Origin of the sequence: Pseudomonas sp. KCJK9058, assembly GCF_046230975.1 — a bacterium.
Taxonomy (GTDB): Bacteria; Pseudomonadota; Gammaproteobacteria; order Pseudomonadales; family Pseudomonadaceae; genus Aquipseudomonas; species Aquipseudomonas alloputida.
Window position 1 is genome coordinate 1 of record NZ_JBJJLR010000037.1, and the last position, 13,556, is coordinate 13,556.

Here is a 13,556-nt window from a genome sequence, read left to right on the forward strand (position 1 = left end):
TGACCGTCATGATCGACAGCAGAATCAACGCCAAAGGCGTGCAGTTCGTAGTAGACCATCTGGCCAACATCCCACGCCCGGACCGCGAAGCCCATCGCTTGATCCGGCAGTGGCTTGCCGGGCAAGGTGTGCATATCGACCCCGATCGCGTCGATGTGGTCACCCTGCACTACCGGCCGGATGACCAAGGGTATGTGGCAGCGGTCCAGCAGACCCAGAGCATGACCCAGGCGCTGCTGGGCAACTGGCAAGGGGAGTCCGATAACAACCTCATCGGCGCACTGTTCGCCAACCCTTGGGCAGGCACCTTCCCCCAAGGGCCGTTGAAGCTGGTCGATCGCCTGCCAACGCTGGGCTACGGCCATCAGGGCGCCGCCTTCGAGGTGTATAACGGCCTGTTCCAGCGATCGTCTCCCGCCCGTTACGATGCCTCGACCCACATTCAGGTTCCGGCTGAAGCCTTCCAGCGGTTCATCGAAGCGCTGGACTTTCACCAGCCGTTCAAAGCCATGCTCGACGCTTACTGGCAGGAGCATCAGGACACTCACCGCCTGGCCAGCAAGCTCAATTTCATCGCCGCCTGCAACGCCCAGGTCAGCCAGGGGCGCCTGAGCAATGCTGCCAGGGAACTGGCATGGCAAGCCGCCGGCATGATGCCGCAGCGCTTCAAGATACGGGTCAGCACGCTGAGCATCTATGGCTATGCGGCCACAGACCTGCTGTACATCAATGCCCCGCACAGCGATCTGACCCTGCTGTACATGCCAGGTAACAGCTCGCCCTTGCTCGAATTCGCAAGCGAGAACCTGCTCAAGGACTGGGTGGGCGATCAGTGCAAGGACCCCGCCCGACGCGAAGCGCTAAAGCAACACTTCAGGCTCGCCGACCGCCCCCAGGGCCTCGATTTCAGTGGCCTGGACACCGCGCTCGAGGGCCTTGGCGACTATCCGGACCGGCACCGGTTGCCACCTGAACACGGTTATTTCAACGATGATGGCGTCTGGCCCCCCAGAACCTACGTGAACTACAAACCTGGCAAATACAACCCCAAACTGACCGGGGATATGTTCGCAGCCCTGACCGAGCGCCAGCGCCAGCGCAGCTACGACGATGCCGATTTTGTCATTACCACCGACAGCCAGGTTACCAAAGCCAAATGGCGTGGCTACCTCGCCAACACGCTCAACCTGCTAGCGCCACTGTGCCTGGTGGTGCCGGGGCTGGCGCCACTGCTGGCGCTCGGTGGCATTGCCCAGTTGGGCCTGGGCCTGGATCAGGTGATCAACGGCCACAGCCTGAAAGCCAAACAGGACGGGGTGGGCGACATCGCCTGGGGGCTGTTCAACGCCGTACCGCTGGCAACGGAGGGCACAGCAGGCATCAAGGCCCTGTTCGAGTTCAAAAGCGATGGTTTTGTCATGCCGCGCGAGGTCAACGAGCAGCTCGGCTATCCGTTGAGCCCGACCAGCCCACCGCGGCTTCCAGAGCCAGAAGGCGCGGAGTACTTCCACCACCACGAGCCGATTACACCGCTTGACGAAGGCGACCCGGCTGTTGCCGGCGCGGTGATACGCTTGCCACACTACGATGGCGAACTGGACGACCTGGAATGCAGCATCGAAACCTACAATGCACGCGTGGTCTATGACCTGGAGCACGACGCATTCATCATCAAGGAAACCGTCAACGAGGTCGAGCCGCAAGCCTACATCGCAGTGCCTGGCAGCCGTGACCTTGTGGCGCTCGACAGGCAGCGCCCAGTCACCGACGCCATGCGCACCCGCACCTTGCGCGCGCTGGGTGTCGACCTGCCACTGCCAGTCACCATTCCGACACCAGCCCCGGACAGCGCCCCCATCCCCAAACTCATCTCCAGCCTCTGGGTCGGCGACAAAGTCATAAGCGAGCCATTGCTGGCCAACCTTGCCGCCAACGCCGCGCGCCTGAGCGACAGTGAATACAGCATGCGCCTGTTTCTGTCGAAGGCTTCGCCTACCGCTTACGAACAGAACGCAAGGCTATTGGCAGCCCGGGCGCCAGGGCTGCAGGTATTGCCGCTTGAAGAGCAAGGCTTCTTCCGGGCCTTCCGCCAGAGCCGCTATTACGCGCAGTACGAGGCAGCGCTGGATGGCAACGGTGGCATCGCCACCAATTACGCGTCTGCGACCGATGTGCTGCGCTACCGGATGCTGCACCATGAGGGTGGGCTGTACATGGACGTGGACGACTTCCTGCTGCCGGACGGCAAGGGCGAAACGATCGATCAGGTCGAGCTGCGCACCCCACCCGATGGGCTGCTGCTGCCACCGCCGATGTCCAACGAGAAAATGAGCATGAATTGCCTGTACAACACCAGCCTCATTGGTAGCCATCCAGGCAACCCGCTGCTGGATGCGATCTCCGATGAAATGCTCGCACGTTACCAGACCCATGCAGACTTCTACGAAAGCCGACCGAGCCTGGAGCAGGACCCGAGCGGTTTCTACCGCTATGCCAACACGCTCAGCTACCTCACCGGGCCGGCACTGCTCACCGAAGTGGTCGATCGCCATCTACCCGGGTTGCGGACCCTGCGCCAGATCATCAACCTGCACACCATGCCACGCGTCAACACCTATCCATTCATCAACCCTTCGCAAGCCAATACAGCCCTGAAGCAACTGCTGCCCCTGAACCGATTCGCCGGCGTGGGCGGCAATCACTCCTGGGTTCGCAACTGAAATGAACAGCGGGTACTGAACGGGCCTGGCGACACCTTTCAGATCGAGCGACGCATGGGCGCCGCTCGATTTCCCAGGCGACGGACCTGCTGCCGAGGGTACCCCCGTCAAGGAGCCCGGTGCACCTTGCTCATCAACTCCGCCTCGGCCTGGGTCAGGCCGCAGCTCTGGGTCAACTCATCAACACTCGCCCCCATCCCCACCAGCTTGGCCGCCTGGCTGAAGGTAACGTTGCTGGGGTCGCGCTGCTCAAGGCGCTCCAGCCGGTCTGGCAGGGTAGCCACTGTCGCACGCAGCTCATGGATGGCCTCACCCATGCGCACAGTGCCGTTCTGGTAGTCATCCAGACGCTTGGCCAAGTCCTTGATGCGCTGGTCACGCAGCGCATCGCCCTCGGCCTGCTGCGCAGCCAGCTCGCGCTGGCGCTTGCTGTAGTTGAGGAAAAACCACAGGCTCAGCGCCCAGGCCAGCGCCAGGAAGATGACAGCAACCTCTAGAATCAACTCAGATGTTCTCCAGCTCGGACCACTCTTCCTCGGTCATCATCTTGTCCAGTTCGACCAGGATCAGCAGTTCGCCATTCTTGTTGCACACGCCCTGAATGAACTTGGCCGACTCTTCGTTACCCACGTTCGGCGCGGTCTCGATTTCAGACTGGCGCAGGTAAACCACTTCGGCCACGCTGTCGACAAGAATGCCGACCACTTGCTTGTCGGCTTCGATGATGACGATACGGGTGTTGTCGGTCACTTCGGTCGGCATCAGGCCAAAACGCTGACGCGTGTCGATCACCGTCACCACGTTACCGCGCAAGTTGATGATGCCCAGCACGTAGCTCGGTGCACCCGGCACCGGGGCAATCTCGGTGTAGCGCAGGACTTCCTGCACCTGCATCACATTGATGCCGTAGGACTCGTTGTCCAGACGGAAGGTAACCCACTGCAGGATCGGATCTTCGGAACCTTGTGCAGACGACTTTTTCATTCCCCTACCCTCAAAATCCGCCGTTGGCGGTATGTTCTGTGTCATTTCTGTTTGGCGTGCATCTGCTTGACCGCACCGCTGGCGATCAGCTCGGCCAGTGCGGCGACGTCGAGCAGTGCGCACATGTGTTCGATTACGGTGCCGGCCAGCCACGGGCGCTGGCCACGCTGGCTGCGCCACTTGATCTCCGACGGGTCCAGGCGCAGCGAGCGGCTGACCTGATGCACCGCCAGCCCCCATTCGTAGCCCTGCACCGAAATCACGTATTGCAGGCCCTGGCGAAAATCATCGCGGTAGCGGTCGGGCATTACCCAACGCGCAGTGTCCAGCACCTTCAGGTTGCCGGCCTGGCAGGTCAGGATGCCGAGGAACCAGTCGGGCTGGCCGAACAGTGGCGTCAGCTCCTGGCCAGCCAGGGTGTAGATCGAGCCCAGGCACACCAACGGCACCGCCAGGGTCAGGCCGGCAACGTCGAACAGCAGGCATTCGAACGGCTCGGCCGCCCACACCGGACGACCGTCGACAGTGGCCGGGGGTACGGGCAGGTTGGGTGCCGGCAGATGCACATCGACCAGCGGCACAGCCGGTTCCACGGTTTGTTCTTCGACCAGTACCGGGATGCTGGCTTCGGCCACGACCTCCTGCTCGACCACCGTCACCACCGGGGCTTCCACCGGCATCACGCTGGGCAGTACCGCCAGACGGGGCTCGGCGAACGGCCGCGGGGCAAAGCTGGCGGCGGCGGCTTCGGCGGGCTCAGGCCGGGCTGGCTGCCGGGCATCGCGTACCTGCTCCTCGCGCACCGCCTCGGCGAACTCATCAGCCACTGCCGGCTGCTCGCTCAGGTCTTCGGCCTCGGTGGCCTCCTGCAGCAGGCCGTCCAGGTACGATTGCAGGGCCATCTGCGGCCGGGTGCTGGTTTGCCGGGTTTGAGTCATCAGGCCACCTGCACTGCGGTCTTGTAGGTGAGCAGGTGCTTGAGCAGCGCCCGGTAGGCGATCAACCCACGGCTCTTGCTGTCGAACTGCGAAGGCGTGACGCCCTTGCGACTGGCATCGCGCAGGCGCGTATCCACCGGAATGTAGCCCTGCCACACATGCTGCCCGTAGGTGTCACGCAGCAACTTGAGGGTGCCAAGCGACGCCTGGGTACGACGGTCGAACAGGGTCGGTACGATCTGGTACGGCAGCGCCTGCTTGCGCGAACGGTTGACCATGGCCAAGGTGCCGACCATGCGCTCCAGGCCCTTCACGGCGAGGAACTCGGTTTGCACCGGGATCACAAGCTGCTGGCTGGCGGCCAGGGCATTGACCATCAGCACACCCAGCAAGGGTGGGCTGTCGATCAGGGCATAGTCGAAATCTTGCCACAGCTGCGCCAGACTCTTGGCGATTACCAGGCCCAGGCCATTCTGCCCTGGCGACTGGCGCTCCAGCACCGCCAGGGCGGTACTCGACGGCAGCAGCGAAATGCGCTCATCGCTGGTGGGCAGCAGCAGTTGCCCGGGCAAGCCTTCGGGCACCGTGCCCTTGTGCAGGAACAGGTCGTAGCAGCTGTGCTCCAGGGCGTCCGGGTTGTGCCCGAAGTAGCTGGTCATCGAGCCGTGCGGGTCGAGGTCGACGACAACCACGCGCTTGCCGGCCTCGGCCAGCAGGCCGGCCAGGGCAATGGTAGTGGTGGTCTTGCCGACACCACCTTTTTGATTGGCTACTGCCCAGACTCTCATCAAGCAAACTCTATCTATTGATTTGGCAGGGACACTGTAGAAACAACCGTCATGCGCAAAACTTCAAAGCTCGCACGCCCCTCTGTGGGAGCGGGCAAGCCCGCGAACACCGGCGTAGCCGGTGCCATTCACCGAGTCGCTGGCTTCGCGGGCATGCCCGCTCCCACAGGGGGCGGCGGCACATTCAAAATCGTGTTCGTATCAGCGACGGGGAATTGACGTATCACGGCCTCGCTACCGTTGCTTGTATTGCCGGTGCACTTTGTGTGCCAGCACGGCGCAATGCGGCATCCGGGGTGGCATTGGCGCTGCCCGAGCCTGTCAGGCTGCGGCGCACTTCCAGGTTACGGGAAATCACCAGCACCACCCGGCGGTTGCGGGCGCGCCCTTCGGCGGTATCGTTGCTGGCCACCGGCTGGTACTCGCCATAGCCCACCGAAGCCATACGCGCCGGGTTGACGCCCTCCATGGCCAGCAGCCGCACGATGCTGGCCGCGCGCGCCGAGGACAACTCCCAGTTGGTGGGGTACTGCGCGGTGCGGATCGGCAGGTTGTCGGTGAAGCCTTCGACGTGCACCGGGTTGGCGAACGGCTTGAGGATGTTGGCCACCTTCTCGATGATCGCAAACGCCTTGTCACTGGGCATCGCATCACCGCTGCCAAACAGCAGCGATGAGTTGAGCTCGATCTCCACCCACAGCTCGTTGCCGCGCACAGTCATCTGGTCGCTGTTGATCAGGTCGCCGAAGGCATCGCGCACGTCATCGCTGATGGTTTTCAACGGGTCGACATTGGTCGCCGCCAGGCCCGCTTCGGTCTGCTCGCTGTCTTTGACCAGCGGTTGGGCCGGGCGAACGCTCAGCGGCTGCTCATCGCCAATCGGGATCGGCTTCATGCTGCGCTCGGGGTCGTTGAATACCCCTAGCAAAGCCTGGGAAATAACCTTGTACTTACCCTCGTTGATCGAGGAAATGGAATACATCACCACGAAGAAGGCGAACAGCAACGTGATGAAGTCAGCGTACGACACCAGCCAGCGCTCGTGGTTTTCGTGTTCCTCGGTATGACGACGGCGACGCATGGGTTACTCCATGAAGCCTTGCAGCTTCAGCTCGATCGAGCGCGGGTTTTCACCTTCGGCAATCGACAGCAGGCCTTCGAGCAGCATTTCACGGTAGCGCGACTGGCGCATGACGATGGCCTTGAGCTTGCTGGCGACCGGCAAGAGCACAAGGTTGGCACTGGCCACACCGTAAATGGTGGCGACAAAGGCCACGGCAATGCCATTGCCCAGTTGCGACGGGTCGGCCAGATTGCCCATCACATGGATAAGGCCCATGACCGCCCCGATGATGCCGATGGTCGGCGCATAGCCGCCCATGCTTTCGAATACCTTGGCTGCCTGGATGTCACGGCCTTCCTGGGTAAGGAAGTCGACCTCAAGGATGCTGCGGATCGCTTCCGGCTCGGCGCCATCCACCAGCAGTTGCAGGCCCTTGCGCGCATAGGGGTCGGGCTCGCTGTCCGCTACCCCTTCCAGGCCCAGCAGGCCTTCTTTGCGAGCGGTCAGGCTCCAGTTCACCACTCGGTCGATGCCGCCCGCCAGATCGACCCGCGGTGGAAACAGGATCCAACGCAAAATCTGCAAGGCACGCTTGAACGACGACAGCGGCGACTGCAACAGCGCCGCCGCCAGGGTGCCACCCAGCACGATCAGAGCCGCCGGGCCATTGACCAGAGCACCGACATGACCGCCTTCAAGGAAGTTGCCACCGACGATGGCAACGAAAGCCAGAATCAAACCGATCAGGCTGAGGACGTCCATCAGACGCACGCCTCCACCAGGTGCTTGCCGATTTCATCCAGGCTGTACACGGCATCCGCCAGGTTGGCCTTGACGATGGCCATGGGCATGCCATAAATCACGCAGCTGGCTTCATCCTGGGCCCACACCGTGCTGCCCCCCTGCTTGAGCAGGCGCGCGCCCTCGCGGCCATCGGCGCCCATGCCGGTGAGCACCACCGACAACACCTTGTCGCCGTACGACTTGGCCGCCGAACCGAAGGTGATGTCCACGCACGGCTTGTAGTTCAGGCGCTCGTCGCCGGGCAGGATCTTCACTGTGCCACGGCCATCGATCATCATCTGCTTGCCACCGGGGGCCAGCAGGGCCAGGCCCGGGCGCAGCATGTCGCCGTCTTCGGCTTCCTTGACGCTGATGCGGCACAGCTTGTCCAGGCGTTCGGCAAACGCTTTGGTGAACGCCGCCGGCATGTGCTGGATCAACACGATCGGCGCCGGGAAATTGGCCGGCAGCTGGGTCAGTACCCGCTGCAGCGCCACCGGCCCCCCCGTGGAGGTACCGATGGCCACCAGTTTGTAGGGTTTGCGCTTGGGTGCCGGCGACTGCGAGGCCGCCGGTGTCGGGGCCGCAGCACGGGCAGGTGCTGCCGGGCGCGTCTGCGCCTGGCTGGCGAAAGTGCTGGCGGGCGCTGGCGCGGCGACCGGCGCCGTTCTGGCATAGCTGCCGATCCGGCGGTTGCTGCGCGAAATGGTGTGCACCTTCTCGCACAGCAACTGCTTGACCTTGTCAGGGTTGCGCGAGATGTCCTCGAAGTTTTTCGGCAGGTAGTCCACTGCGCCGGCATCCAGCGCGTCGAGGGTGACGCGGGCGCCTTCATGGGTCAGCGACGAGAACATCAATACGGGCGTCGGACAGCGCTGCATGATGTGCCGCACGGCGGTAATGCCATCCATCATGGGCATTTCGTAGTCCATGGTGATCACATCGGGCTTGAGCGCCAGCGCCTGGTCGATTGCTTCCTTGCCGTTGGTCGCGGTACCCACTACCTGGATCGTTGGATCCGCCGAGAGGATTTCCGAGACACGGCGGCGGAAGAAACCAGAATCATCCACCACCAGGACCTTGACTGCCATAAACACTCCATTAGGCGGCGCAACCCGCCAGGGCGCGCCACCGAAATCAAATACGCCGCGCGGCGTAACGCTTGAGCATGCTCGGGACGTCGAGAATCAACGCGATGCGACCGTCGCCGGTAATGGTGGCCCCGGACATGCCCGGGGTGCCTTGCAGCATCTTGCCCAGCGGCTTGATGACCACTTCTTCCTGGCCCACCAGTTGGTCAACGACAAAACCGATGCGCTGGGTGCCGACCGACAGAATCACCACGTGGCCTTCGTGCTGCTCTTCGTGCACCTGGCCCTGGACCAGCCAGCGCTTGAGGTAGAACAGCGGCAGCGCCTTGTCGCGCACGATCACCACTTCCTGGCCGTCGACCACGTTGGTGCGCGACAGGTCGAGGTGGAAGATCTCGTTGACGTTGACCAGCGGGAAGGCGAACGCCTGGTTGCCCAACATCACCATCAGGGTGGGCATGATCGCCAGGGTCAGCGGCACCTTGATGACGATCTTGGAGCCTTGGCCCTTGGCCGAGAAAATGTTGATCGAGCCGTTGAGCTGGGAGATCTTGGTTTTCACCACGTCCATGCCCACGCCACGCCCGGACACATCGGAAATCTCGGTCTTGGTCGAGAAGCCAGGGGCGAAGATCAGGTTGTAGCAGTCCGACTCGCTCAGGCGCTCGGCGGCGTCCTTGTCCATCAGGCCCTTTTCCACGGCCTTGGCGCGCAGGATGTTCGGGTCCATGCCCTTGCCGTCGTCCGAGATCGACAGCAGGATGTGGTCGCCTTCCTGTTCGGCCGACAGCACTACGCGGCCGGTACGTGCCTTGCCAGACGTTTCACGCTCCTCGGGCATCTCGATACCGTGGTCGACCGCATTGCGCACCAAGTGCACCAGCGGGTCGGCCAAGGCTTCTACGAGGTTCTTGTCAAGGTCGGTCTCTTCGCCGACCAGCTCCAGATTGATCTCTTTCTTCAACTGGCGCGCCAGGTCGCGGACCAGGCGCGGGAAGCGGCCGAAGACTTTCTTGATCGGCTGCATACGGGTTTTCATCACCGCGGTCTGCAGGTCGGCGGTGACCACGTCAAGGTTGGACACGGCCTTGGACATGGCCTCGTCGCCGCTGTTCAGGCCCAGGCGCACCAGACGGTTACGCACCAGCACCAGTTCGCCGACCATGTTCATGATCTCGTCCAGGCGCGCGGTATCGACGCGTACCGTGGTTTCCGCTTCGCTGGCGGCATGCTTTTCAGCGGCCGGGGCCGGCGCGCGAGGCGCCGCGGCAGGTTTGCTGGCCGGCGAAGGCGCTGGCGCTGGCGCGGCAGCGGGCTTGGTCACTGGCGGGCTTTCGGCCTTGGCGGCAGCCGGCGCTTGCGCCTGGACAGCAGCCGGGGCCTCTACAGCGGCAACATCGCCACCGAACTTGCCCTTGCCGTGCAACTGGTCCAGCAGGGCTTCGAACTCGTGCTCGCTGATTTCATCGCTGGCGGCACTGTTGTCGGGTGCGGCAGGCGCTGGTGCCTGGGCGGCTGGCAAGGCGCCAGCCTGGAAGGTGCCCTTGCCATGCAGCTGGTCGAGCAGCGATTCGAATTCGGCGTCGGTGATCTCATCACTGACCGCTTCGCTGCTGACGGCCACCGGCGGCGCGGCAACCTCGGCATTGAACTGGCCCTTGCCGTGCAACTGGTCGAGCAGCGATTCGAACTCGGCGTCGGTGATTTCATCACCCGCACCGCTGACAGTCTCGCCCTGCATCTGCTCGTCGGCCGCCGCTTGCGCCTTGATCGCATCGAGCGAATCGAGCAACTGCTCGAATTCACTGTCAGTGATGTCCTGGTGTTGCTCCTCGGTCTCGGCCGGCGCGGCAACCGACACGTCGGCAACCGGCGCCGGTGCAGGCGCTGCAACAGTTTCGGCTGCGCCAGGTTCGGCCAGGCGCGACAACGCCGCCAGCAGTGCGGGGGTGGCCGGTGTCACTTCGGCACGCTCGCGCACCTGGCCAAACATGCTGTTGACCGTATCCAGTGCCTCGAGCACCACATCCATCAGTTCCGCATCGACCCGGCGCTCACCTTTGCGCAGGACGTCGAACACGTTCTCGGCGATATGGCAGCACTCCACCAGCTCGTTCAGCTGGAGGAAGCCGGCGCCCCCTTTTACAGTGTGGAAACCGCGAAAGATCGCATTGAGCAGGTCGGCATCGTCAGGTCGGCTTTCCAGCTCGACCAGTTGCTCGGACAATTGCTCAAGAATTTCGCCGGCTTCTACCAGGAAATCCTGGAGGATTTCTTCATCGGCGCCGAAGCTCATCAAACGTGCTCCTTAAAAACCAAGGCTGGACAGCAGATCATCGACATCGTCCTGACCGGACACGACGTCTTCACGCTTATCGGCATGAATCTGCGGACCTTCACCCCGAGTCGGATGTTTTTCTCGATCTTTTTCTGCACGCAATTGATCGTGGTCATGTTTTATACCGGCAAAGCGGTCGACCTGGCTGGCCATCAGCACCAGCTTGAGCAGGTTGCTTTCCACCTCGGTCACCAGTGCGGTGACGCGCTTGATCACCTGGCCGGTCAGGTCCTGATAGTCCTGGGCCAGCAAAATGTCATTGAGGTGCCCGGAAACCTTGCGGTTGCCCTCGGCGCTGTGCGTCAGGAAACTGTCGACTCGCTTGACCAGATCACGGAATTCCGGCGCAGCCACTTCGCGGCGCATGAAGCGCTGCCAGTCGGTGCTCAGGGCCTTGGCCTCGCTGGCCAGCTCATTGAGCACCGGTGTGCTTTCCTCGACCAGGTCCATGGTGCGGTTGGCCGCGCCCTCGGTCAGCTTGACCACATACGACAGGCGCTCGGTGGCGTCGGTAATTTGCGACACCTCTTCTGCCTGCGGCATGGTGGGGTCGATCTGGAAACTGACGATGGCACTGTGCAGCTCGCGAGTCAGCTTGCCGACTTCCTGGTACAGGCCGCGGTCGCGGGTCTGGTTCAGTTCGTGAATCAACTGCACCGCCTCGCCGAAACGGCCCCGCTCCAGGCTTTCGACCAACTCCTGGGCATGCTTCTTCAGGGTCGACTCGAACTCGCCCAAAGACGTTTGTGATGAATCCATGACGCGCCCCCCCTGACGTGACTCAGCCGTTGACGCGTTCGAAGATCTTCTCGATCTTCTCTTTGAGCACCTGAGCGGTGAACGGCTTGACCACGTAACCATTGACGCCGGCCTGTGCCGCTTCAATGATCTGGTCGCGCTTGGCTTCAGCGGTCACCATCAAGACCGGCATGCTTTTCAGCTTGTCGCTGGCACGCACTTTACGCAGCAGGTCGATGCCGGACATGCCCGGCATGTTCCAGTCGGTCACCAGGAAGTCGTAGTGACCGTTTTCCAGCATCGGCAACGCCGTGGTGCCGTCATCGGCTTCGTCGGTGTTGGTGAAACCCAGGTCACGCAACAGGTTCTTGATGATCCGCCGCATCGTCGAAAAGTCGTCAACGATGAGGATTTTCATGTTCTTGTCCAATTAGACCTCCAAGCAGTCTCAAACGCGCTCGGCCTACCGAGCACGCACTCATTCAATTCGGTACAACGTGGAAAACGACTGCAACGACAGTGGGCTCAACGCGCCCGCCATTCCCCCAGGCGGCTGCGCAGGCGCGCGGCACATTGGCTGTGCAACTGGCTGACCCGCGACTCGCTGACACCCAGCACCTCACCGATTTCCTTGAGGTTCAGCTCTTCGTCGTAGTACAGCGCCAGCACCAGGCGCTCACGCTCCGGCAGGTTGGCGATAGCCTCGGTCAGGGCAGCCTGGAAGCGCTCCTCCTCCAGGCCGCGCGCAGGTTCGACCTGGCCACTGGCGCCATCCTCATGCAGCCCTTCGTGCTCGCCGTCCTGCAACAGGTCGTCAAAGCTGAACAGGCGGCTGCCCAGGGTATCGTTCAAGATCCCGTAGTAATCATCGAGACTCAATTGGAGTTCGGCAGCAACTTCATGATCTTTAGCGTCACGGCCTGTTCTGGCCTCAACTGCACGCATGGCATCACTGACCATACGGGTGTTGCGGTGTACCGAACGCGGTGCCCAATCGCCTTTGCGCACTTCGTCCAGCATGGCCCCGCGGATGCGGATGCCGGCGTAGGTCTCAAAGCTGGCGCCCTTGCTGGCGTCGTATTTGTTGGCCACTTCCAGCAGGCCGATCATGCCGGCCTGGATCAGGTCCTCGACTTGCACGTTGGCCGGCAACCGCGCCAACAGGTGGTACGCGATGCGCTTGACCAGCGGGGCGTAGCGTTCGATCAGCTCGTACTGGGCGTCCTTCGCCGCCCGGCTGTACATCTTGAAGCCGCTGGCGTTCATAGTACGGGTCCCGCGCTGGTGGGTTGCACCAAGCGCTCGACAAAGAACTCCAGATGGCCGCGCGGATTGGCCGGCAGCGGCCAGCTGTCGACCTTCTGGGCAATCGCCTTGAAGGCCAGCGCACACTTGGAGCGAGGGAAGGCTTCGTAGACGGCACGCTGCTTCTGCACCGCCTTGCGCACGCACTCGTCGTACGGCACGGCACCCACGTACTGCAGGGCAACGTCAAGGAAGCGGTCGGTGACCTTGGTCAGCTTGGCAAACAGGTTGCGCCCTTCCTGCGGGCTCTGCGCCATGTTGGCCAACACACGGAAACGGTTCATGCCATAGTCGCGATTGAGCAGCTTGATCAACGCGTAGGCGTCGGTAATCGAGGTAGGTTCATCACACACCACCAGCAGCACTTCCTGGGCGGCGCGAACGAAGCTGACCACCGAGTCACCGATACCCGCAGCGGTATCGATCACCAACACATCGAGGTTGTCGCCGATCTCGCTGAACGCCTGGATCAGCCCGGCATGCTGGGCCGGGGCCAGATGCACCATGCTCTGGGTGCCCGAGGCTGCCGGTACGATGCGCACACCGCCGGGGCCCTGCAGCATTACGTCACGCAGCTCGCAACGCCCTTCAATCACATCGGCGAGGGTACGTTTGGGGGTAAGGCCCAGCAACACGTCGACATTGGCCAGGCCCAGGTCGGCGTCCAGCAGCATGACCCTGCGGCCAAGCTCGGCCAGCGCCAGGGACAAGTTCACTGAAACGTTAGTCTTGCCGACGCCACCTTTGCCACCGGTCACGGCGATCACCTGTACGGGATGCATGCTACCCATGTCTGTTCTTTACCTTG

Annotated in this window: 13 protein-coding genes; 1 reads left to right on the forward strand and 12 read right to left on the reverse strand. The window is 62.6% G+C overall.

Features of this window, described 5'->3' with window-relative positions; all coding sequences use genetic code 11:
* The first annotated feature begins 8 nt into the window (after positions 1–8).
* Entirely contained in the window at positions 9–2,720 is a 2,712-nt protein-coding gene (locus ACK59Z_RS18555) for a dermonecrotic toxin domain-containing protein (RefSeq protein ID WP_409293552.1), read from the forward strand.
* Positions 2,721–2,827: 107 nt separating this feature from the next.
* On the opposite strand, the gene ACK59Z_RS18560 is transcribed toward ACK59Z_RS18555, so the two are convergent.
* The 12 genes from ACK59Z_RS18560 to fleN all read right to left on the reverse strand — a co-directional run bounded on the left by ACK59Z_RS18560 (position 2,828) and on the right by fleN (position 13,539).
* Positions 2,828–3,223, reverse strand: a complete 396-nt coding sequence (locus tag ACK59Z_RS18560) for a DUF2802 domain-containing protein (protein ID WP_003254391.1) — start codon at positions 3,221–3,223, stop codon at positions 2,828–2,830.
* Between the two features lies 1 nt (position 3,224).
* The gene (locus ACK59Z_RS18565) at positions 3,225–3,704 is read right to left on the reverse strand and encodes a chemotaxis protein CheW (RefSeq protein WP_003254393.1); all 480 of its coding nucleotides are present in this window, start codon (positions 3,702–3,704) and stop codon (positions 3,225–3,227) included.
* Between the two features lie 41 nt (positions 3,705–3,745).
* Positions 3,746–4,642: a CheW domain-containing protein gene (locus tag ACK59Z_RS18570; protein WP_108191973.1), complete on the reverse strand. Its 897-nt coding sequence runs from the start codon at positions 4,640–4,642 to the stop codon at positions 3,746–3,748.
* Positions 4,642–5,430: a ParA family protein gene (locus ACK59Z_RS18575; RefSeq protein WP_003254396.1), complete on the reverse strand. Its 789-nt coding sequence runs from the start codon at positions 5,428–5,430 to the stop codon at positions 4,642–4,644. The genes ACK59Z_RS18570 and ACK59Z_RS18575 overlap by 1 nt, the downstream gene beginning before the upstream one ends.
* A 223-nt stretch (positions 5,431–5,653) precedes the next feature.
* Positions 5,654–6,511, reverse strand: coding sequence for a flagellar motor protein MotD (motD, locus tag ACK59Z_RS18580; RefSeq protein ID WP_047604168.1), 858 nt, complete (start codon positions 6,509–6,511; stop codon positions 5,654–5,656).
* Positions 6,512–6,514: 3 nt separating this feature from the next.
* Positions 6,515–7,255 (reverse strand): flagellar motor protein, encoded by a 741-nt coding sequence (locus tag ACK59Z_RS18585; RefSeq protein ID WP_003254399.1) that lies wholly within the window; start codon positions 7,253–7,255, stop codon positions 6,515–6,517.
* Entirely contained in the window at positions 7,255–8,367 is a 1,113-nt protein-coding gene (locus ACK59Z_RS18590) for a chemotaxis response regulator protein-glutamate methylesterase (protein ID WP_003254400.1), read from the reverse strand. Before ACK59Z_RS18590 ends, ACK59Z_RS18585 begins: the two co-directional genes overlap by 1 nt.
* Before the next feature lie 46 nt (positions 8,368–8,413).
* Entirely contained in the window at positions 8,414–10,663 is a 2,250-nt protein-coding gene (locus ACK59Z_RS18595; protein ID WP_108191974.1) for a chemotaxis protein CheA, read from the reverse strand.
* Between the two features lie 12 nt (positions 10,664–10,675).
* Positions 10,676–11,464, reverse strand: coding sequence for a protein phosphatase CheZ (locus ACK59Z_RS18600; RefSeq protein WP_003254403.1), 789 nt, complete (start codon positions 11,462–11,464; stop codon positions 10,676–10,678).
* A gap of 22 nt (positions 11,465–11,486) precedes the next feature.
* Positions 11,487–11,861: a chemotaxis response regulator CheY gene (locus tag ACK59Z_RS18605; protein WP_010955070.1), complete on the reverse strand. Its 375-nt coding sequence runs from the start codon at positions 11,859–11,861 to the stop codon at positions 11,487–11,489.
* A gap of 107 nt (positions 11,862–11,968) precedes the next feature.
* Positions 11,969–12,709 carry an RNA polymerase sigma factor FliA gene (gene fliA / locus ACK59Z_RS18610; RefSeq protein WP_003254406.1) on the reverse strand — a complete coding sequence of 247 codons (741 nt, stop codon included), beginning with the start codon at positions 12,707–12,709 and terminating at the stop codon, positions 11,969–11,971.
* On the reverse strand, positions 12,706–13,539 hold the full coding sequence (gene fleN, locus ACK59Z_RS18615; RefSeq protein ID WP_003254408.1) for a flagellar synthesis regulator FleN: 834 nt from the start codon (positions 13,537–13,539) through the stop codon (positions 12,706–12,708). The genes fliA and fleN overlap by 4 nt, the downstream gene beginning before the upstream one ends.
* Positions 13,540–13,556: the final 17 nt, after the last annotated feature.